This is a genomic window from Serratia sp. TSA_7, assembly GCF_052692135.1.
Genome location: NZ_JBQZFU010000007.1, coordinates 72,801 through 92,661, shown reverse-complemented (window position 1 = coordinate 92,661; position 19,861 = coordinate 72,801). Strand labels below are relative to the sequence as shown.

Here is a 19,861-nt window from a genome sequence, read left to right as displayed (position 1 = left end):
CAATTAACGGAACAGCGTTTGCGCCCAGCGCGCCAGCCCGGCGGTGACCGAGCCGAAATCGTTGCCGCCGACGATAGGAATGCCAGGCAGCTGTTGTTGCAGCGCGGCGCGCAGCAGCGGTGAGCGTGCGCTGCCGCCGGTGAGGTAAATCACCTCCGGCGCGGTCTGGCTGCTGGCCAGCGCGGCACTGACCTGTTCCTGAATGCGCAACAGCGGCTGAGAGATAGCGTCGGCCAACTGATCCTGGCTGATGGTTTCCGCCAGTTCCGGTTGGACGAACGCCAGCGGTGCGTGGGTGGTTTGCTGTGCGGACAGGGCGATTTTACTCTCCTCCGCTGCGCGCACCAAACGGTAGCTTAACCGTTGTTGGTGTACTTTCAGCAGGCGCTTGACCTTTTCCGGATCGGCGGCGTCGCGGATCAGATCCCGCAGCATACGGCCGTTGGCGGCGCTGTAGAAATCGATCTGCGCCGGCACGTCGTTGGTGGCTACCGCGTTCCAGTAAGGCAGCGCAGGCAGGGCGATGCCCTTTTCGGTTTCGCCGCCCATGCCGAACAGCGGCATCAACTGTTTGAACGCCAGCATGATGTCCAGATCGTTACCGCCGACGCGGCAACCGCTGTGCCCCAGCAGGCTCTGCTGGCGATCGGCGCGATCGCGCCATTGCGGCCCCATCAACAACACCGAACAGTCGGTGGTGCCGCCGCCGATGTCCACCACCAGCACGGTTTTCTCTTCGTTCAGCGTGGCTTCGAAGTCCAGACCTGCCGCTACCGGCTCGAACTGGAATTCAATATCCTTAAACCCGGCGCGTTCGGCGGCGCGCTGCAAAATGCCCTGCGCCTGCCGGTTGGCGTCTTCACCGCCGATGCCCTGGAAGTTGATCGGGCGGCCAATGACCGCCTGGCTGATGCTGCTTTGCAGCACGTTTTCCGCCTGGCGCTTGATGTGGAACATCATGGCGCACACCAGGTCTTCGAACAGCGCGATCTGCTGCGGCTTCAGGCCGTTGGCCCCGAGGAAGGATTTCGGCGAGCGGACAAAATAGACTTCTTCCGGATCTTCAACGTACTGCGCCAGTGCCAGCAGGCCAAACTGAACGCTGTCGTTGCCGACCGGAATGTCTTCTTCGCGGTTGTAGTTGATGGCCCTGCGCAGCAACTGTTGGTTCTCTTCGCTGCCGGTCGGCACCTGCCAGTGGCGGTGCAGGCATTCGCTCACCGCTTCGCGCGTCGGTGCGCACAGCATCGACGGCAGGTAAGGTTCGTTGTTTTCCAGCGCCAGCAGCTCGGGGCCGTTATCTCGCATCACTGCGACGGAACAGTTGGCCGTTCCGTAGTCAAATCCAATAAACATGTCTTTTCTCTAATCCCCATGCCAATGAAGGGGGGCGACTTTACCCGAGTCCCGGCCCCTGGGCAACGTATGCGCGCTTAACTGACGAAAAATTTAGCGGGGCGGGCGGCGCTATGCTTAACTTAGGCTTCCTGTCTTAATGTCCGAATCCCGCACGTCAGCGCGCTAGCCGAGTCGCATAATGAACAAAAAACTGACCCCGAGCGTTGCCATGAAAAACCAGCAACAGGCCCTGTATGACGCACTGAGTGCGCGCGATCGAAAATTTGACGGCCGCTTTTTCGTCGGCGTGTCGTCGACCGGCATCTATTGCCGACCGGTGTGCAGCGCCCGCACGCCGAAAATCGAAAACTGCACTTTTTATCCCAGTGCGGCGGCGGCGGAACTGGCGGGGTTTCGCCCCTGTCTGAAGTGCCGGCCGGAGTTGGCGCCGGGATTGGCGCTGATCGACCTCGGCAATCGTTATGCGCAGGTGGCGGTGCAACTGATTGAGCAGGGCTATTTGTCCGAACACAGCTGCGAGCAACTGGCGGCGCGGCTGGGGATTTCCGATCGCCACCTGCGGCGCATCTTTGCCGATCAGTTTGGCGCATCGCCGATTGATTACGCCCAGTCACATAGGCTGTTGCAGGCCAAGCGGCTGCTGGCGGATACCGATTTGCCGTTGAGCGAGGTGGCGTTTGCCGCAGGTTTCGGCAGCCTGCGGCGGTTTAATGAATTGTTCAAGGCGCGCTACCGGCTGATCCCCTCCGCGCTGCGCAGCAACGGTAGCCGCAATGAGCGCACCGTCGCCAGTGGGTTGGTGTTTCATCTGGCTTATCGCCCACCGTATGACTGGCCGCGCATGCTGGGTTTTTTACAGACGCGTGCGGTAAGCGGTGTGGAAAAAGTTCAGGATAAACAATATTTGCGGTCGATCGCCGTCACTCTGGGCGGGGTGGAATACCGTGGTTGGGTCAGCGTGCTGCCGGAAGAGGCGCGTAACCGGGTGCGGGTAGAAATTGCGCCTTCGCTGAGCCGGGTGACCACCGAGGTGCTGCGGCGTATCCGCCAGCTCTTCGATTTGGACGCTGCCCCGGATCTTATCGCCAATGCGTTAGGGGCATTAGCCGCCGATACGCCGGGCTTACGGCTGCCCGGCTGCGTCAACAGCTTCGAGCAGGCGACCCGCGCGGTGCTGGGGCAACTGGTCAGCGTGAAGATGGCGGCCACCTTTGCCGGGCGTATGGCCGAACGCTGGGGCACCGCGCTGGAACAGCCTTACGACGGCATTACTCATGTGTTTCCCGGCGCTGAACGGGTGGCTCAATTGCAGCCCGAAGATTTGCGCCCGCTGGGGGTACAGCTCAAACGCGCGGCGGCGCTGATCGCCATTGCACAGGCGGTCACCGAAGGGCGATTGCAGTTGGATAACGTGCTGGATATAGAGCAGGGGATCAAGGCGCTGACCGCGCTGCCGGGTATCGGCAGTTGGACGGCGAGCTACATCGCCATGCGAGCCTGGTCATGGCCGGATGTATTTTTAACGGGGGATTATCTGATCAAACAGCGTTTCCCCGGCATGACGCCGCGCCAGATTGAGCGCTATGCCGAACGCTGGCGGCCGTGGCGTTCCTACGCCACGCTGCATTTGTGGCATAACGACGGCTGGGCACCGCTGACAGAGGCTGCCGGGTAGGGTTACTCTTTCGTGGCGATAAGCGCCAGCAGGCTGCTGATGCCTTCGCGCATCAAAAAACTCAGCAGCTTTTCGCGTTCGCTTTGCGTCAGGTGGTAGTAATACTCAATCCACACGGCCAGCGGCGGCTGGCGTTCCACCTGATAGGCAGCCGGTTCTTCTTGCAGCATCAGCAAACTGCGCGCGCCGATGGGCAGGCTGTCGATATGGTATTCCACGGCTTTGCCCTGTATGCCTTCTCGGCGGCGGCTGATCCAGCCTTCGCGCCGGGCTTTCAAATTGATTCCCTGTGGTGAGGTGGGTAATCCTGCAATGCCTGTAAGCTCCCTGGCGGCGAACCACTCATTTTTCATAGCCATAATCCCTGGGCAATCGTACGCAAAGACGGTGCTCTAAACGGCCTGACTGGCGTTTTTGATCGCCGTCCGGCGATGTCATGTTATTCAAACGATTAATCTTTACCCATTAGTTATACCATTAACTCAAGCTTGGCTAAGCAAAAAAGATCGGCAAGGGGCGTGCGGCCGATGATAAGGCCGCAGTCTGAAAGGCAGGGGAAAGGCCAGGGTTAGCGGATGCCGAAATAACCGCTGCTGAGCAGCTCCGACAGCGGCAGTTCCAGCGCCACGGTGTCGCCGTCGACCAGATCGACGCCGATGGCCTGCAGCGTATTGAGCGTGATCGGCTGGTGCGCCGGGCCGGCCAGCGTCTGGGCCTGTACCCGGTGAGCCGCGCTGTTGAGCATGGACACCATCAGCTCGTCCATCTGATTGCAATGCACGTTGGTGATAAAGCGTTCGTCGATGCGAATATAGTCAATCTTCTGGCCGTGCAACTCGTCGAAGGCATTGAGGTTGTTGCCAAAACCGTTGACGATCAGCTTGCAACCCAGCTGCTGCAACTGGTGGATAAAGGGCTTGCAGATGGCCGCATGCTCGAGTAGCGCAGTGTCATCGACCATCAACAACAGGGCCTCAGGCTGCAATGGGGAAGCGCCGAAAGATGTCAGCAGATCGCGCTGGAATTGCGCATCGAGCAGGCTGTCGGTCGCCAGCGGCAGCGCCACTGACAGGCCCTTGCGGCTAATGTCGGCAGCGTGCTGCGTCAAAATTTGCCCGATGATCCAACGATCCAGTGCCTGCAGCAGATCGTAAAGCTGTGCGGCGGCGATAAATTCGTCGCGGGTCAACGACCGGTCGTCCAGCGGCATGACCTGCAATTTCAGTTGATAAAAACAGACCGCCTGCGGCGTTTTGGGCGGCGCCACGGCCGTGACGTTCAGCACCAACTGCCCCTCGGTGATGATGGTTGTCACTTCCTGCCGCGTCAGCACTTGATGCTGGCGCTCCTGCATCGTTTTTTGGCGCGCTTCGTAGAGGTAAACCTGGCCGCGGCCGCGATGTTTGGCGGTATAACAGGCGATATCCGCCTGCGCCAGCAGTTCGCCGCTATTGCCGCTGGCAGCATCGATATGGGTGATGCCTGCGCTGGCGCCGACGTGATAAATTTTCCCTTCCCAAAAAAACGGGTGTTGGCTGATATGGCTAACCAGTTGTTGCGTCAGGGATTTGGCCTGTTCCCGTTGGCAGTCGAACAGGATCAAGCCAAATTCATCGCCGCCGAGCCGGGCCAGGCAATCGCTGTTGCGCAGGTGATGTTTCATCAACTGGGCGATATCCCTCAGCAGCGCGTCGCCTGCGGCATGGCCGGCACTGTCATTGACCGCCTTGAAGCGGTCGAGATCGAGGAAGACCAGCGCATGCTGCTGCTTTTCACCGGCACCGGCGATGGCGGCTTTCAGGCGCTTCTCAAAGCTGGTGCGGTTTGGCAAGCCGGTCAGCGCGTCGTGCGAGGCGCTGTAACTCAGTTTCCGCATCAGTTCGCGGGAGGCGGTGACGTCTTGCAATACCATCACTGCGCCCATCACTTCGCCGTCCACCGTTTTCAGCGGCGATACCGACTGCTGAATGTCGAAATGGTGCCCGTCACGGCTGTGCAGCACCAGGGCATAATCTGTCGATAACGCCCGGTTTTCCTGCAGGCAGCACTGGATCGGGTTTTCCACTTCCTCGCCGTCTTTGCCGTTGGTCAGGCGCACCACGCCGGCGATAGGCATGCCGATCGCCAGGCCCAGCGGCCAGCCGCACATCTGTTCGGCCACCGGGTTCATAAAGGTGATATGCATTTCATCGTCGGTGGAGATCACGCCTTCGCCGATGGCGTCGAGCGTAATGTGCAGGCGCTCTTTTTCTTCGTGCAGCGCTCCGGCGAGGTTTCTGACCTCCGTCATGTCGATGTTGGTGCCGATCATGCGCAAGGGGAGGCCCTGTTCGTCCAGAATGACGTTGCCCTGGCCACGAATGTGGCGCACTTTCCCCTGGCGGGTGAGCAGCCGGAATTCCAGAATGAACGGCTGCGGATGTTCCAGCAACGAGGCGATCTCGCGATCGGTGCGCTCGCGGTCCTCCGGCAGCAGCAGCGTGCGCCACAGCGACAGCGTCGGCGTCTGGTCCGGGCTAAGGTCATAAAGCTCATACATGCGTTTGTCCCAGGTGAGGACTTCGCCGTGCATCATCCATTCCCAAACGCCGACGCCGCCTACCTGATTGGCCAGCGTGATGCGCTCCACCAGCCGATGGTTTTCCGCTGCGGTGCGTTTCAGTTCGCTGATATCTTCCACCTGAGAAATAAAATACAGCGGCAGTCCTTCGGGATCGCGTACCAACGATACCGCCAGCAGCGCCCAGACTTGCTCACCGTCGCTGCGAATATAACGTTTCTCCAGGGTGTAGCTGCTGATATGGCCGTCGAGCAGATCGCGCACTTGGGTCAGATCGGCATCCAGATCGTCCGGGTGGGTGATTTCCTGGAACGTCAGCCGATGCAGCGCCTCTGGCGTATAGCCAAGCAGTTTGCACAGCGCCTGGTTGACCTGCAGCCATTTCCCTTGCGGAGACACCAACGCCATGCCGATGGCGGAATATTCCAAGGCGTTGCGAAAGCGGGCTTCGCTTTCGACGATATGCCGTTTTTCCTCGCGGAACGCGTGCATCACCATCGCCATCGAATGCGCCGGGATCAAAATCAGCAAAATCGGCAGGTAAATCTCGATATTGCTAAGGGGAGTTAGAGTCAGATGGACATGCAGCAGCCCGAACGAGATCATCATGGTGACCATCAGCGTGGTGCAAAAACAGATGGTGAAGGCTTCCAGCCGCGGCAGCGCGATTGCCGCCCACAGCAGCGGTAGAATAACGAAGGTGAACGGGAAGGGCAGGTAGCTCAGCGCCAGGTAGCTGAAGGCCAGCGCCCCCATCAGCGTCAGCAACAACGAGAACAGATTAAGCGTCTCCAGCATGCGGCGGCTATACGCCAGCCCGATCGGCGTCAGCGACAGCACGCCAACCGCTTCCGAAATAAACCAGGTGCTGAATGGGTACCAGAACGGTTGTCTGGGGTCAGGGGCCCACCAGGCGGCCAGCAGGGCGCTGAACAAGGGGGTGAAAATCACCGCGCAGACCACGAATTTAAGCCAACTGACCAGGCCGTTCAGCGGATCGTCCGCCGACAGCAGGCGGCGCAGCAGCAGCGTGCTGACCACGGCTTCCAGCAGGTTGAGCAGCGCCAGCTTGGCCGGCAGCCAACTGTAGCCGAAAAGGGTAAAACTGGCTGCTATGATGGCAACCCAGAATGCCAACAGCGGCAATCCCCACAGTTTCGTCGGTAGCCGGTACAGTGCCACGATGATGGCGGCGGTCGGGAACCACAGCGGGGTAAAATGGCTGGATTCACGGGACAGCAACAAGCTCAGCAGCGCCAGGACAAAAACCGCCAGCGTCGCCAGCAGCGTCTGTGTCAGCCAAGTGCCTTTACGCGGGGTGACGTGATTGGGTGCGCTAATATCCATAGATAACCTTTTCGCGGCATCTCTGTCACTGAACGAGGTCATGACGCGGATAGAATGAGACGATTTATTGGCAAAGGGTAGTACAGCTCGGTAATAAAACCTACCGAATCATACGGCTTTAGTGAGCGAACGCAAAAGCCGGCGCAGGCGCCGGCGATAAAGGTTCAAAGCAGGAACAGCGTCGCCAGGCCAAGGAAGATAAAGAAGCCGCCGGTGTCGGTCAGCGCGGTGATCAAGACGCTGGAGCCCACTGCCGGATCGCGCCCCATTTTGATCATGGTCATCGGGATCACCACGCCCATCAGCGCCGCCACCAACAGGTTGAGGATCATCGCCAGCGTCATTACGCCGCCCATCGCCCAGTCCCCGTACAGCAGCCAGGTGACCACTCCCATGATGCCGCCCCAAACCACGCCGTTGATAATCGCCACCCCCAGCTCTCTCAACATCAGGCGGGAGATATTACCGACTTCGATCTGGTGCAGCGCCAGCGCGCGGACGATCATGGTGATGGTCTGGTTGCCGGTGTTACCGCCGATACCGGCGACGATCGGCATCAACGCCGCCAGCGCCACCAACTGCGAAATGGTGTGTTCAAACATGCCGATGACGCGCGAGGCGATAAACGCGGTGCACAGATTGATAGCCAGCCATGCCCAGCGAGTTTTTACCGCTTTCATGACCGGGGCAAACACGTCCTCGTCCGGGCTCAAGCCCCCCATGCGGCGCAGGGTGGTGTCGCTTTCCTCGTTGACCACGTCAACGATCTCTTCAATGGTCAGGCGGCCCATCAGCTTGCCCTTGGCGTCGACCACCGGGGCGCTGATCAGGTCATAACGTTCGAACGCGCTGGCCGCCGCCTCGGCTCTGTCTTCCGGCAGGAAGCGGGTGGGATCGCTGTCCATCACGTCCTGCACCGGGGTTTCCGGGTCGTTCAGCAGCACGGCGGTCAGCGGCAACTCGCCCAGCAGGGTATTCTTGCGATCGGTGACAAAGAGTTTGTCGGTAGCCGCCGGGATGGTTTTACGCAAACGCAGGAAACGGTGTACCGCCCCGAGCGTGACGTCCGGACGCACCGTGACCAGCTCAAAATCCATCATCCAGCCTACGGTGTCCTTGCCGTAGTGGATCATCTCGCGTACCTGCGCGCGCTGATCAGGCTCCAGCGAGGTCAACAGGCGGCCCATCAGGTTACGCGGCAGATATTGCGCCAGATAGGCCTGCTCATCGACGTCCAGCGTTTTGATCGCCTTGAGCAGGTCTTTATCGCTCATCTCTTCGATCAGGCTGTCCCACACCGGCTCGGCCACTTCCACCAGCGTCTGGCCGCGCTTGCCGTTGCCTACCAACCGCCACAGCGCCAGGCGTTCGTCTTGCGGCAGGGCTTCCAGCAGGTCCGCGAGGTCAGCGGCGTGCATATCGTCCAGCAGGCCGGTTATTTCGGCGGTCTGGTTCAGCAATTCGGTTTTGCTGAGCGCATTTTCATCCCCCGGCCGACCAAGAATGCCATCGACCAGGTCTTTATTGTTTAACAGCAGCGAAAGAATGCGCTGGCGATATTCAGCGACTTTTTTAACGTTATGCGTTGCGACTGACATGGTATTCCTTACTGGCACTCAGTAGTCCTCACAGACAATCTCTACCCAAGATAGAACATAGTGAATGCAGGCGTCATTTTTATGAAATGGATGCAGGCGCTGAGGAATAAGTAAGGGGCCTGGCATACCCAACAGGCGTTGGCCGGCGGCAGGCTGCTTAACTATTCGGTTGCCCTGAGTGTTGATGGCTTCTTGCCGTTTCAGGGGGAGCCGTCCCGGTTTTCTTGGCGGATCTCCGTGGTGCCCTGAACGGGGGCGAGCTTTTTTTCCTGATGATGGGGAACCGCAACCACGGCGGCATACAGCAGGCGGCCGACTAAAATGATAAAGCTGATCAACAGCACTATCTTTGTCATCTGTCCGGTGGTTTTTTTACGCATATATCACCCGGCATGCCGGTTTCCTGTGCTATCTGGTGTTGGGAATTGTAACCGGAATTCCAGGAGGGGATGACAAAAGTTGTCCATTTATTTCCGGCGTAAGCCACCGGGCATTTCATCGTCGTTTAGGGTAGGGATTCAGCCGCTTCGGCGTTTAACGAGCCCCCACCGCAGGGTGGGGGCGACGGACTCAGGCAGAGCGTTTCTCGTCCTGCGAGCCTTCTTCTTCAATCATCAGTTTCCAGCCCACTACGTCGTTCCAGTAGGCTTGCTCACGTTCGAAATCCAGCTGTACCAGGTTGTTCAGCGCCAGATAGCCGGCCGGGAAGCGCAGCGTCCAGTGGTTATCGTCGGTGCTAAGACGCAACGTCTCCGGCGTAGTGGTCGACTGGCGCTGGTTGTTGAGCAGGGTGCTCAGGCGCAGCAACTGGATCAGCGGCAGATAATACTTTTTCTTGAACAGGTTCAGGCGCGGCAGCTCTTCGAGCTTGATGCCCTTGCGGTGGAAACGCACCAGCGCCGCCAGCAGCAATTGCTGTTCCTGATGGAAACCCGGCAGGTTGGTGTTCTGCAGAATATAAGCCGAGTGACGATGCATGCCGCTGTGGTTGATGCTCAACCCCACTTCATGCAACATCGCCGCCCACTTCAACAGCGCTTCCAACTGCGGATTCGCCAGCTTGGGGTTTTGCGCCGTCCACTGTGCATACAGCAGCTCGGTGGTTTCGAGCACGCGCTTGGCCTGTTCACGGTCAATATTGTAGTGATCGGCCAGGCTTTTGGCGGTGCGGCTACGGATATCCTGATGGCGGAAACGGCCTTCCATTTCGTACAGCACGCCTTCGCGCAGCGCGCCGTCGGAAAGGCGCAGATCGCGGATCGCCAGCGCATCGAACACGCCGCACAAGATCGCCAGACCCGGCACAAACACCGACTGACGGTCTTCGGACAATCCCGGCAGGCTCAGCGCGCTGAAGTTTTTAAACTGCAGCACCTGTTCCGCCAGCATCTCCAGCCGCTCAAGGGTGATCAGGCCGTCTTTTTCGCCCATCTCCACCAGCACTTCATGTGCGGCCTTGATGGTGCCGGACGCGCCAAGCGCATACTGCCAGCCCTGAATACGGTATTGCCAGGCCAGGGTCTCGAGCTTCTGCGCCGCCGCCAGGCGTGCGCGCTTGAAGTTGTTCTTGCTGATTTCACCGCCCGGGAAGAACTGCTGTGCGAAGCTGACGCAGCCCATGCGGCGGCTTTCCGCCAGCAGCGGTTCAAAGTCTTCGCCGATCACCAACTCGGTGGAGCCGCCGCCGATGTCGATCACCAGCTTGCGGCCTTTTTCCGGCTGCGTGTGTTCCACGCCCATAAAGATCAGGCGCGCTTCTTCCTGCCCGGCGATGATTTCAATCGGATAGGGGATCACCTTGGCCGCGCGTTTGAGGAACACTTCCGCGTTAATCGCCTGGCGCAAAGTATGGGTGCCGACGATGGTGACGTTATCCGCCGGAAAGCCTTGCAGCCGTTCGGCGAACAGCGCCAGGCAGGCAAGGCCGCGTTCTATTGCCTCTTCACTGAGCACATTGTTGCTGTCCAATCCATCGGCGAGGTGGACCCGCTGTTTTAAACGGCCCAATACCTGTAAGGCGCCGTTGACGACGCGGGCAATCACCATGTGGAAGCTGTTCGACCCAAGGTCGATGGCAGCGATTTCCTGCGGTTTGTTCGTTGCAGTGCTTTTTAGCGGCATAGTGGCTGGCCTACTGTCCTGGTTGTTCCAGAGCTTTTAAATACTCATAAATGGCAACCTGAGCGCGCACTTTACGGCGGTTGCCGCGCGGTACGTACTGGTTGCTCAGTTCTTTATCGAGGTAGCGTGCCTTGACCGTGTCGCTGAACAGGATTTCCAGAATATCCAGAACCCGTTGTTTCAGCGTTGGATCCAACAGCGAGACCGCCACTTCTATACGGTAATCTATGTTACGGGTCATCCAGTCCGCAGAGGACAGATAGACCAGTTTGTCACCTTTGTTGTCGAAAACGTAAACCCGATCGTGTTCCAGATAGCGGTCGACGATGCTGATTATCTGAATATTGTCACTGATCCCCGGCAGGTTGGGAATCAAAGAACACATACCCCGGACCAACAGGCGGATTTTTACGCCGGCGCCGGAGGCGGTATATAACCGATCTACCAGCCCTTTATCCACCAGATTGTTGATTTTCAGCATAATGCCGGCCGAGTGCCCGGCCTGGGCGTTGGCGATTTCCTGATCGATCAATTCGTACAGCTTCAGGCGCGAGTTCTGTGGCGACACCATCAGATTGTCGAAGGTAACCGGCCGGTACGGGTTCTCGATAAAGTTGAACACCCGACGCACTTCATTGGTGATGCGCGAGTCGGCGGTCAGCAGTGAATAGTCGGTGTAAATACGCGCGGTTTTCTCGTTAAAGTTACCGGTACCGATATGAGCATAGCGCACAATATCGTCGCCTTCACGGCGCGAGATCAGGAACAGTTTGGCGTGAATTTTCAGCCCTGGCGCAGAGAAGATCACGTGCACGCCGGCTTCGGTCAGGCGTTTGGCCCAGTGAATATTGGCCTCTTCATCAAAGCGCGCCTGCAGTTCCACCACCACCGTGACCTTTTTGCCGTTGTGCGCGGCGTGGATCATCGACTCGATAATGCGCGAGTCTTTCGCCACGCGATAAATATTGATTTTGATCGCCAGCACGCTCGGGTCGAACGACGCCTGGCGCACCAGCTCCAGCACGTGCTCAAAGGTATGGTATGGGTAGTAGAGCAGCACGTCCTGTTCGCGGATGGCGTCAAAGCCGTTGCGGAATTTATCGAACCAGATGTGGCGCAGGCGCGGCAGCGGTTTATTGACCAGGTTGGCCTTACCGACGTTCGGGAAGCCAATGAAATCCTTAAAGTTATGGTAGCGGCCACCGGCGATCACCGAATCATAGTTGGAGATGCCGAGCTTGCCGCGCAGCAGTTCCACCATTTCGTTCGGCATGTCGCGCTGATAAACGAAACGCACCGGTTCGGCGGTGAGGCGTTGTTTCAGGCTGGAGGACATCAGTTCCAGCAGGCTGGATTCCATTTCTGTCACCAGGTCATATTCGGCGTCGCGCGTCATTTTCATCGAATAGGCGTTGAGCGCATCGTAATCGAAGAAGCCCTTGAAGATATCGTCCAGGCAGTAACGCAGAATGTTGTCCAGCAGGATCATCGGTTTGCGGCGGCGCGGCGCTTCCGGCGGCAGGTTGACGAAGCGCGGTACCTTATCGGACGGGATCTCCAGCAGCGCGTACTCGATGCGCGTACCGCGGATAATCTCTACCGCCAGATAGGTGTAATCGTCTTTCAGGAACTGCACCAGATTGGTGTCGTGGTTGATCAGGATCGGGGTGATGTGTTGGCGCAGATGCTGCTTGAAGTATTGGCGCAGCCAGGACTGCTGGTTCTCCGACACCTGACGTTCGTTGATCAAGAAGATCTGGTTGCGTGCCATTTCCAGCAGCAGATCGTTATACAGGCTGTCGAATTCCTGATCGGTTTTTAATACCTTGGCCTGGATCTTCTTCAGCAAATGACGTGAAGCGCCGCCGGAGCCTTGCTCTTCGCTGATCAGGATGCGTCGTTTGAGATCGGCAAAGCGGACCTTATAGAACTCGTCGAGGTTATTGGAGTAAATGCCCAGAAAACGCATGCGCTCAATCAGGGGATTGCTCTTATCTGCGGCTTCCTGCAACACGCGTTCATTAAAGGATAACCAGCTTAATTCTTTTTCGATGTAGAGCTTTTCCTGACCCATTGCCACTCCAGTTCAATTTTAGAAAAGGACCCGGGACGCCCCCCCAAAGCCCGTACTCTGCGTTGTCGGGCTTGAACGTAGCCCGGCTATGTCCTGCACCCTCAACCTTGATGATGGGCTTTTGAGTCCGCAGCGGCACCGGGACACAGCCTATTGTCCTTCATCATTATTGCGAGAGATTGACAGGAAAGTCCAACATATCCATTGCGTTGGCACGGGGCATTTTGCGGTATAAAAAATATTTTTGCGGCGTTGAAGCCGCTGGTCAATATTGTCCGATATAAAATCTCGAATATTAACCCTTGTTATTTGCTATATGACCGGTATTTTCATCATATTTCAGAAATATACTTGGCATACAGTGGGTTTTATTAGTTGAATAATCCAATTAATAGGTGAGGAACTTTGTCATGCAAACGTCACAAAACTGACATAAGATGCCCGGTTATTCTATGGCGCAAGCCTGATTACATCAGCGACAGCGAGAGACATGGCACAGACTACGGTAAACCAACATCCCCGGGATCGCCTGCGCGCGCGCATCGACCGGAGCGTGCAGGCGGCGGTGACCGTCAGCGGGCTGCTGGTGCTGATGACGCTCATGCTGATCTTCGTTTACCTGCTGTTTGCGGTGTTGCCGCTGTTCAAACCGGCGGCGATGGGCAAGGCGCAGCCGCTGGCGATCGCAGCTTCTGCACCGGCGCTGGCGTTGGGCATGGATGTGCAGCAACGCATCGGTTATCGCATTGATACGCAGGGCGCGGGCCAGTTTTACCGTTTGACGCCGCAAGAGGGCGCGAAGGCCGGCGAACTGCTGGCGCAGCAACCGCTGCTGGCCAAACCGAGGTTGCTCGCCCAGGCTGCGGGCGAACGCGACCTGTTTGCTTTGGCGCAGGCCGATGGCCGGTTTATTGTCGCCAGCGCGGACTTTGCCGCGGCGGGATCGGCGGTGCCGCAGTGGGCGTTTCCACTCGGACAACGGCCACAGGCGCTGGATCAACGGGGCCGGCCGCTGACGCTGCTGACGCTGGCCGAGGCGCGGCGCGGCCAGTACTTGCTGGCCGGCGTCACCGACGATAACCGGTTGGTGTTTGGCCGTTTCGGTAACGAACATCCGCCGCAGTTGAGCGCAAGCGCACTGGACCGTGCGCCGCAGCAGATCGTGCTGACCCCGGACGGGCGCCAGCTGTACCTTTTGACGGATAACCGCCTGGCGCGTTACCAGATTAACGGCACGCAGCTGCAACTGAAAGAAACCCGCACCCTCGGGGAGCATTCGCCTTATCAGCTGACGGCGTTGCCCGGCGGCAGTGCGCTGTTGATCGAAGCGGCTGACGGCAGCGTGCGCGAATGGTTCGACGTGGAAAAGAACCAGCGCTGGCAACTGACGCCGGTGCAGCATTTCGAACACAGTGCCGAACCGCAAGATTTGCTGGTGGCCGAGCCTTATCGCCGGGTGTTCGCTACCCTGCGGCCCGATGGCGGTTTCTCGCTGTTCTCGAGCATTCAGCCGCAGCCGTTGCTCAACGGCAGGCTGAGCAGTGGCGTTCGGCAGATGGCGTTCGCCCCGAGCGGCGACGGCCTGCTGCTGGAAACGGCGCAGGGCTGGCAGCACTATGCGATTGATAACCCTTACCCTGACGTGACCTGGCGTTCGCTGTGGCACAAGGTGTGGTATGAGAATTACCCTGAGCCGGCCTACGTGTGGCAATCGACCTCCGGCGAGGACAGCTATCAGGCCAAATTCAGCCTGATGCCGGTGATTTTTGGCACCTTTAAGGCGGCGAGTTACGCGATGCTGTTCGCGATCCCGCTGGCGCTGGCGGGGGCGATTTACACCGCTTATTTCATGTCGCCCGGGCTGCGGCGGGTGATCAAACCGGCTATCGAGGTGATGGGCGCGTTGCCGACGGTGGTTATCGGGCTGGTGGCCGGCATCTGGCTGGCCCCGGTGATTGAACATTATTTGCTGGCGGTGCTGTCGCTGCCGGTGCTGCTGGCGGTAGCGGTGTTGGCCTGTGGCGCAGTGGTGAACCGATTTGCGCCGCGGCGGTTACCGCCAGGTTTCGATCTGCTGATCCTGCTGCCTTTGATGCTGCTGGTCGTCTGGCTGACGTTCAGCGTTGGGCCGTGGCTGGAAGTGAAACTGTTCGGGGAACCGCTGCATTTCTGGCTGGGCGATGATTATGACCAGCGCAACGCGCTGGTGGTCGGCGTGGCGATGGGATTTGCGCTGGTGCCGATTATTTTCTCGCTGGCGGAAGACGCCTTGTTCAGCGTGCCGGCCACGCTCAGCCAGGGATCGCTGGCGTTGGGGGCGACCCAGTGGCAAACCGTGATGCGGGTGGTGCTGCCTTCGGCCAGCGCCGGTATTTTCTCGGCGCTGATGATAGGGTTTGGCCGGGCGGTGGGCGAGACCATGATTGTGTTGATGGCCACCGGCAATACGCCGATTATTGACGGCAGCCTGTTCCAGGGCCTGCGTGCGCTGGCGGCCAATATCGCGATAGAAATGCCCGAGGCGGTAGCCGGCAGCAGCCATTACCGGGTGCTGTTCCTTACCGCGCTGGTGCTGTTTATTTTCACTTTCGTGTTCAATACGCTGGCGGAGGCGGTTCGTCTGCGTCTGCGTAAACGCTATACCCTGAATCAGGAGGCGCCATGAAGCACTGGGTGAAAAGCGGTTCGCCGTGGATTTGGCTGACCGCCGGTTCGGTGACCGTCAGCCTGCTGGCGTTGCTCGGTATCATGTTGCTGTTGGCCGGGCAGGGGATGCGCTATTTCTGGCCCAGCCCGGTTTACCAGTTTGAGTTGAATCAGAGCGCGGCCGGCCCGGTGATGATGATCGGCGAGCTGTACCAGCAGCAAAGCCTTCCCCGCCGCCAGTTGCAGGAGTCCGGCGTTGCGCTGCCGCCGGGGAATGCGCAGAGCTTCGAACGTTATCTGATCAAAGTCGGCAACCGCGAGAGCGAAGGGCAGGATTTCCGCACGTTGCTGGCCAGCGACATCCTGCGGCAGAGTACGCCGCGCGATCTGCTGGTGCTGGAGCGCAACAGCAACGGCACCGCTTATGGCTATTTGGCGGGGATGCTGGAAGACGGCCAGCCTTTGACCGGGCGCAATATCAACCAGGCGCTGCAGCAGCGTTTGCCGCAGATCGCCGCGCTTTCGCGGCAGGCGCACGACATTCAATTTCGCGATATGGCGCGCATCAACCAAAGGTTCGATACACTGCGCCTGCGCGAAAAGAGCCTGCAGCGCGATGACAAGCTGGACGCTCGTTCGCAGGCCTCCATCAGGGCTGAAAGGCTGGAGTTGCAACGCCGGTATCGGCAGTTGTCTGACCGGCTGGAAGGGCTGAACCGCGATCGCCAGCGCGATGCGCTGCTGCTGCGTGACATGCACGGGCAGGTTCATACCATTGCGCTCAGCCAGGTGCGCGATGCCTGGTATCCCAATGCAATGAACACCACCCAGAAGCTGGTGCACTGGGCCGAGCAGGTGAAGAAATTCCTCAGCGACAGCCCGCGTGAGGCCAATACCGAAGGCGGCGTGTTCCCGGCGATTTTCGGCACCGTGCTGATGGTGATCCTGATGTCGATAGTGGTGATGCCGTTTGGCGTGATCGCCGCCGTTTACCTGCACGAGTATGCCGGCAATAATTTGCTTACGCGGTTGATACGCATTGCGGTGGTCAATCTGGCCGGCGTGCCGTCGATTGTTTACGGCGTGTTTGGCCTGGGGTTCTTCGTTTATATGATTGGCGGTACCCTCGATCAGCTGTTTTACCCGGAGTCGCTGCCCAACCCGACCTTCGGTACGCCTGGCGTGCTGTGGGCGGCGTTGACGCTGGCGTTGCTGACGCTGCCGGTGGTGATCGTCGCTACCGAGGAGGGGCTGTCGCGCATTCCCGCCACGCTGCGCCAGGGATCCTTGGCATTAGGTGCCAGCCGTGCGGAAACGCTGTGGCGTATCGTTCTGCCGATGGCCGCTCCGGCGATGATGACCGGCCTGATCCTGGCGGTGGCGCGCGCCGCCGGGGAAACGGCGCCGCTGATGCTGGTGGGCGTGGTGAAATCCGTGCCGGTGCTGCCGGTGGACGATATTTTCCCGTATCTGCATCTGGAGCGGAAGTTTATGCATCTGAGCTTCCAGATTTACGATATGGCCTTCCAGAGCCCGAGCGTGGAAGCCGCCCGGCCGCTGGTGTTCGCCACGGCGTTTTTGCTGGTGGCGATTGTGGTGGGGTTGAATCTGGCGGCGATGGGCATCCGCCATTCGCTGAGGGAGCGGTACAGAGCATGGTCGCAGTAACAATGACGTTATTTCTGGGGAGTGCGTAATGGGTTTGATGACGCCAGGCAGTTTGCCCCGGCTGGATGTCCAGCATCTTGATGATGAACATACCGCGCTGGCGGTGAACGGCCTCAACCTGTTTTATGGCGAGAAACAGGTACTGCACAATATTTCGCTGCGTATTCCCAAGCACCGCGTTACGGCGCTGATCGGCCCTTCCGGTTGCGGTAAGTCGACGCTGCTGCGCTGCTTTAACCGCATGAACGATTTGGTGGATAACTGCCGGATCGAAGGTGAGCTGCAACTCAACGGGCAGGGCATTTCCGGCACGCAGATCGACGTGGCGGCACTGCGGCGGCGGGTCGGTATGGTGTTCCAGCGCCCGAACCCGTTCCCGAAGTCGATTTATGAAAACGTGGTCTATGGCCTGCGGCTACAGGGCGTGCGCGACCGGCGGATCCTGGACGAGGCGGTGGAGCGTTCGCTGCGCGCCGCAGCGCTGTGGCATGAGGTCAAGGATCGGTTGCGCGAGAATGCGTTCCGCCTTTCCAGCGGCCAGCAGCAGAGGTTGGTGATTGCGCGGGCGATAGCCATTGAGCCGGAAGTGTTGTTGCTCGATGAACCGACCTCGGCGCTGGATCCGATCTCCACCCTGACCATCGAAGAGCTGATCTCCGCGCTGAAACAGCAGTACAGCGTGGTGCTGGTTACCCACAACATGCAGCAGGCGGCGCGGGTGTCCGATTACACGGCGTTTATTCACCAGGGGCAACTTGTGGAATACAACGCGACCGACGATATCTTTACGTCACCGCGTCAGCGCCGCACCGAGGATTATATTACCGGGCGTTACGGTTAAGGATTGTTGGGCGCAGTTCAATGCTGCGCCCCGTTCCACTGGAGCTCGTTAGCTTCAATGCCCTTTAGTTCATTACGCCGCTCGTCCTCCCGCTCCTTCACGGTTATCCCCTGAACTTTCGCTATTTTCTGTACTTTGAATAAAAACAATTCTCATTCGTATAGACGAGAAGGGATAAATGTTTATAATTCGCTAATCTATGTAAATTATCGTAAATGGATGTTTTTAAATGTGTACATGGAAGCTATGCATCTGGGCTTTGGCGTTTATGGCCAGTGTCGGGCGTTTTCATTGCGTTCAGGCAGCGGAAATTGCCAGCCCGGTCGACCGCGACAGCATTACCCAACAGCAAAAAACGTTGCTGGAACAAGCACAGCAGCAACGTGAAGCACTGCAAAACAATGTCGCGTTGCCTGCATTACCGCTGCCTGTGGCGAGTGCGGGCGAGGAAACCTGCCACAATGTGCAACGCATTGTCTTTCAGGGGGCGGAACACCTCTCCTGGTCGGTGAAAGAAAAACTGGCAAAACCCTACCAGGGCCGTTGCCTGACTTTGAACCACATCAATCGCCTGGTGCGAGAAACCACCAATGCCTATCTGCAACGCGGCTATATCACCTCGCAGGCCTTCCTGCAGGATCAGGATATTGCCGGCGGTACGTTGATTGTCAGCGCCAATGAAGGACGGGTGGAATCCATTACGCTTGATGGAGAAAACACGCTGGCGTTACGAATGGCGTTCCCCGGCAGGGCCGGTGAGGTATTGAACCTGCGGGATATTGAACAGGGGATGGAACAGCTCAATCGGTTGCCCTCAAAGCAGGTGAGCATCGATATCCAGCCTGGAACGCATTCTGGTTATTCAAACGTGGTATTGCGGCGCAGTTCCGCGCGTTTGCCCGTTGCACTTTCTTTTGGTGCAGACAACAGCGGCCAGAAAAGTACGGGCACCGGGCAGATGAATGCCGGCATAACGTTGGATAATCCGTTGCGCCTTGCCGAACAGTGGTCATTTTCTGCGGCACGTAACAGCGATTTCAACCATAGCCATCGCAGCCGCAGCCTCAACGGCGGCGTGACCTTGCCCTACGGCTACTGGCTATTCAGCTATCAATATGCCTGGAATGATTTTTTCCAGAACGTGCCGTTCAATGGCGACGCTTACCGCTATAAGGGAAATAGTCAAACCCAGCGTTTGGGTGCCAACCGCACGCTGTTGCGGGACGGTTCGCGCAAGTTTTCTGTCGACATAGGGCTGACGCGCAGGCGTACAGAGAACCAACTGGCGGGCGAACGTCTGGCTATCAGCAGCCCGACGCTCAGCGTATTTAGCCTCGGCGGGAATTACAGCGCGGTCGCCGGGCGCGGCTATCTGACGCTGAACCCGACGGTAAGCCACGGCCTACGTATGTTGAGTGCCACCACGGATGACCCGGAGCATACCAATGCGCCGCGCAGCGAGTTTCGCAAACTCAGCCTCAGCGCCAGTTACTTCTATCCTCTGACACCCTCTTTGTACTACCTGACATCAGCCTACGGGCAAACTACGCCGGATAACCTGTACTCCAGCGAGCGCGTCTCCGTTGGCGGGCAGTATTCGGTTCGCGGCTTCAAGGAGCAATACCTGACCGGCAATCGCGGTGGGTACTGGCGTAACGAGCTCAACTGGCAATGGATGACGCAGCCGGGGCTGGGGGACCTCTCTCTGATTGGCGCGTTGGACACCGGCTGGGTGCAGGGGCGCGCCGGGCAAATCGACGGTGGAAACGTCAGTGGCGTGGCGCTGGGCGCTTTGCTGAATGGGCGATGGTTCAATCAGTCGTTCACCGTCGGTAAACCCCTGAAGCACCCTGGCAGCTTGCAACCGGATCATTGGGTGGCCTACTGGCAAGCCGCCTTCACGTTATAACGTCAGCACAGGGTAAGACGCCCGCAGATGTCTAAAACCAACATCATTTCAAAGGAGTGAATA

The 19,861-nt window shown here is 58.6% G+C and carries 12 protein-coding genes; 5 read left to right on the top strand and 7 right to left on the bottom strand.

Annotated features, from left to right (window positions below; translation table 11 throughout):
* Window positions 1-3: 3 nt before the first annotated feature.
* Window positions 4-1,356 (bottom strand): molecular chaperone, encoded by a 1,353-nt coding sequence (gene yegD / locus ACUTQW_RS19695; RefSeq protein WP_006327226.1) that lies wholly within the window; start codon window positions 1,354-1,356, stop codon window positions 4-6.
* A gap of 181 nt (window positions 1,357-1,537) precedes the next feature.
* On the opposite strand from yegD, the gene alkA reads away from it, so the two are divergent.
* Window positions 1,538-3,034, top strand: coding sequence for a DNA-3-methyladenine glycosylase 2 (alkA, locus tag ACUTQW_RS19690; protein WP_006327225.1), 1,497 nt, complete (start codon window positions 1,538-1,540; stop codon window positions 3,032-3,034).
* Window positions 3,035-3,036: 2 nt separating this feature from the next.
* On the opposite strand, the gene ACUTQW_RS19685 is transcribed toward alkA, so the two are convergent.
* From ACUTQW_RS19685 to ppk1, 6 genes are all read right to left on the bottom strand, one after another.
* Window positions 3,037-3,387, bottom strand: coding sequence for a DNA-binding protein (locus ACUTQW_RS19685; RefSeq protein ID WP_004951938.1), 351 nt, complete (start codon window positions 3,385-3,387; stop codon window positions 3,037-3,039).
* Window positions 3,388-3,602: 215 nt separating this feature from the next.
* Window positions 3,603-6,941, bottom strand: coding sequence for a diguanylate cyclase (locus tag ACUTQW_RS19680; RefSeq protein ID WP_020439569.1), 3,339 nt, complete (start codon window positions 6,939-6,941; stop codon window positions 3,603-3,605).
* 164 nt (window positions 6,942-7,105) lie between these two features.
* A complete protein-coding gene (gene mgtE / locus ACUTQW_RS19675; RefSeq protein ID WP_004951933.1) occupies window positions 7,106-8,539 on the bottom strand; it encodes a magnesium transporter in 1,434 nt (477 codons plus the stop codon).
* A 200-nt stretch (window positions 8,540-8,739) separates the two neighbouring features.
* Entirely contained in the window at window positions 8,740-8,919 is a 180-nt protein-coding gene (locus ACUTQW_RS19670; RefSeq protein ID WP_004951930.1) for a YfgG family protein, read from the bottom strand.
* Between the two features lie 190 nt (window positions 8,920-9,109).
* Window positions 9,110-10,660, bottom strand: coding sequence for an exopolyphosphatase (gene ppx / locus ACUTQW_RS19665; protein WP_004951928.1), 1,551 nt, complete (start codon window positions 10,658-10,660; stop codon window positions 9,110-9,112).
* A gap of 10 nt (window positions 10,661-10,670) precedes the next feature.
* Window positions 10,671-12,734: a polyphosphate kinase 1 gene (gene ppk1, locus ACUTQW_RS19660; RefSeq protein ID WP_004951925.1), complete on the bottom strand. Its 2,064-nt coding sequence runs from the start codon at window positions 12,732-12,734 to the stop codon at window positions 10,671-10,673.
* Window positions 12,735-13,224: 490 nt separating this feature from the next.
* Here ppk1 and ACUTQW_RS19655 point away from each other — a divergent pair, with 490 nt between their 5' ends.
* The 4 genes from ACUTQW_RS19655 to ACUTQW_RS19640 all read left to right on the top strand — a co-directional run bounded on the left by ACUTQW_RS19655 (window position 13,225) and on the right by ACUTQW_RS19640 (window position 19,798).
* Window positions 13,225-15,399 (top strand): ABC transporter permease subunit, encoded by a 2,175-nt coding sequence (locus ACUTQW_RS19655; protein ID WP_006327223.1) that lies wholly within the window; start codon window positions 13,225-13,227, stop codon window positions 15,397-15,399.
* Window positions 15,396-17,048: a phosphate ABC transporter permease PstA gene (pstA, locus tag ACUTQW_RS19650; protein ID WP_020439566.1), complete on the top strand. Its 1,653-nt coding sequence runs from the start codon at window positions 15,396-15,398 to the stop codon at window positions 17,046-17,048. The genes ACUTQW_RS19655 and pstA overlap by 4 nt, the downstream gene beginning before the upstream one ends.
* 28 nt (window positions 17,049-17,076) lie before the next feature.
* Window positions 17,077-17,889 carry a phosphate ABC transporter ATP-binding protein PstB gene (gene pstB, locus ACUTQW_RS19645; protein ID WP_006316912.1) on the top strand — a complete coding sequence of 271 codons (813 nt, stop codon included), beginning with the start codon at window positions 17,077-17,079 and terminating at the stop codon, window positions 17,887-17,889.
* A 229-nt stretch (window positions 17,890-18,118) separates the two neighbouring features.
* The gene (locus ACUTQW_RS19640; RefSeq protein ID WP_445654940.1) at window positions 18,119-19,798 is read left to right on the top strand and encodes a ShlB/FhaC/HecB family hemolysin secretion/activation protein; all 1,680 of its coding nucleotides are present in this window, start codon (window positions 18,119-18,121) and stop codon (window positions 19,796-19,798) included.
* The last annotated feature ends 63 nt before the right edge of the window (window positions 19,799-19,861 follow it).

Coding starts and splice junctions, on each gene's coding strand:
- yegD (WP_006327226.1), bottom strand. CDS start 1,356: ATGTTTATTGGATTTGACTACGGAACGGCCAACTGTTCCGTCGCAGTG.
- alkA (WP_006327225.1), top strand. CDS start 1,538: ATGAACAAAAAACTGACCCCGAGCGTTGCCATGAAAAACCAGCAACAG.
- mgtE (WP_004951933.1), bottom strand. CDS start 8,539: ATGTCAGTCGCAACGCATAACGTTAAAAAAGTCGCTGAATATCGCCAG.
- ACUTQW_RS19640 (WP_445654940.1), top strand. CDS start 18,119: ATGTGTACATGGAAGCTATGCATCTGGGCTTTGGCGTTTATGGCCAGT.
- ACUTQW_RS19685 (WP_004951938.1), bottom strand. CDS start 3,387: ATGAAAAATGAGTGGTTCGCCGCCAGGGAGCTTACAGGCATTGCAGGA.
- ACUTQW_RS19670 (WP_004951930.1), bottom strand. CDS start 8,919: ATGCGTAAAAAAACCACCGGACAGATGACAAAGATAGTGCTGTTGATC.
- ACUTQW_RS19655 (WP_006327223.1), top strand. CDS start 13,225: ATGGCACAGACTACGGTAAACCAACATCCCCGGGATCGCCTGCGCGCG.
- ppx (WP_004951928.1), bottom strand. CDS start 10,660: ATGCCGCTAAAAAGCACTGCAACGAACAAACCGCAGGAAATCGCTGCC.
- pstA (WP_020439566.1), top strand. CDS start 15,396: ATGAAGCACTGGGTGAAAAGCGGTTCGCCGTGGATTTGGCTGACCGCC.
- pstB (WP_006316912.1), top strand. CDS start 17,077: ATGGGTTTGATGACGCCAGGCAGTTTGCCCCGGCTGGATGTCCAGCAT.
- ACUTQW_RS19680 (WP_020439569.1), bottom strand. CDS start 6,941: ATGGATATTAGCGCACCCAATCACGTCACCCCGCGTAAAGGCACTTGG.
- ppk1 (WP_004951925.1), bottom strand. CDS start 12,734: ATGGGTCAGGAAAAGCTCTACATCGAAAAAGAATTAAGCTGGTTATCC.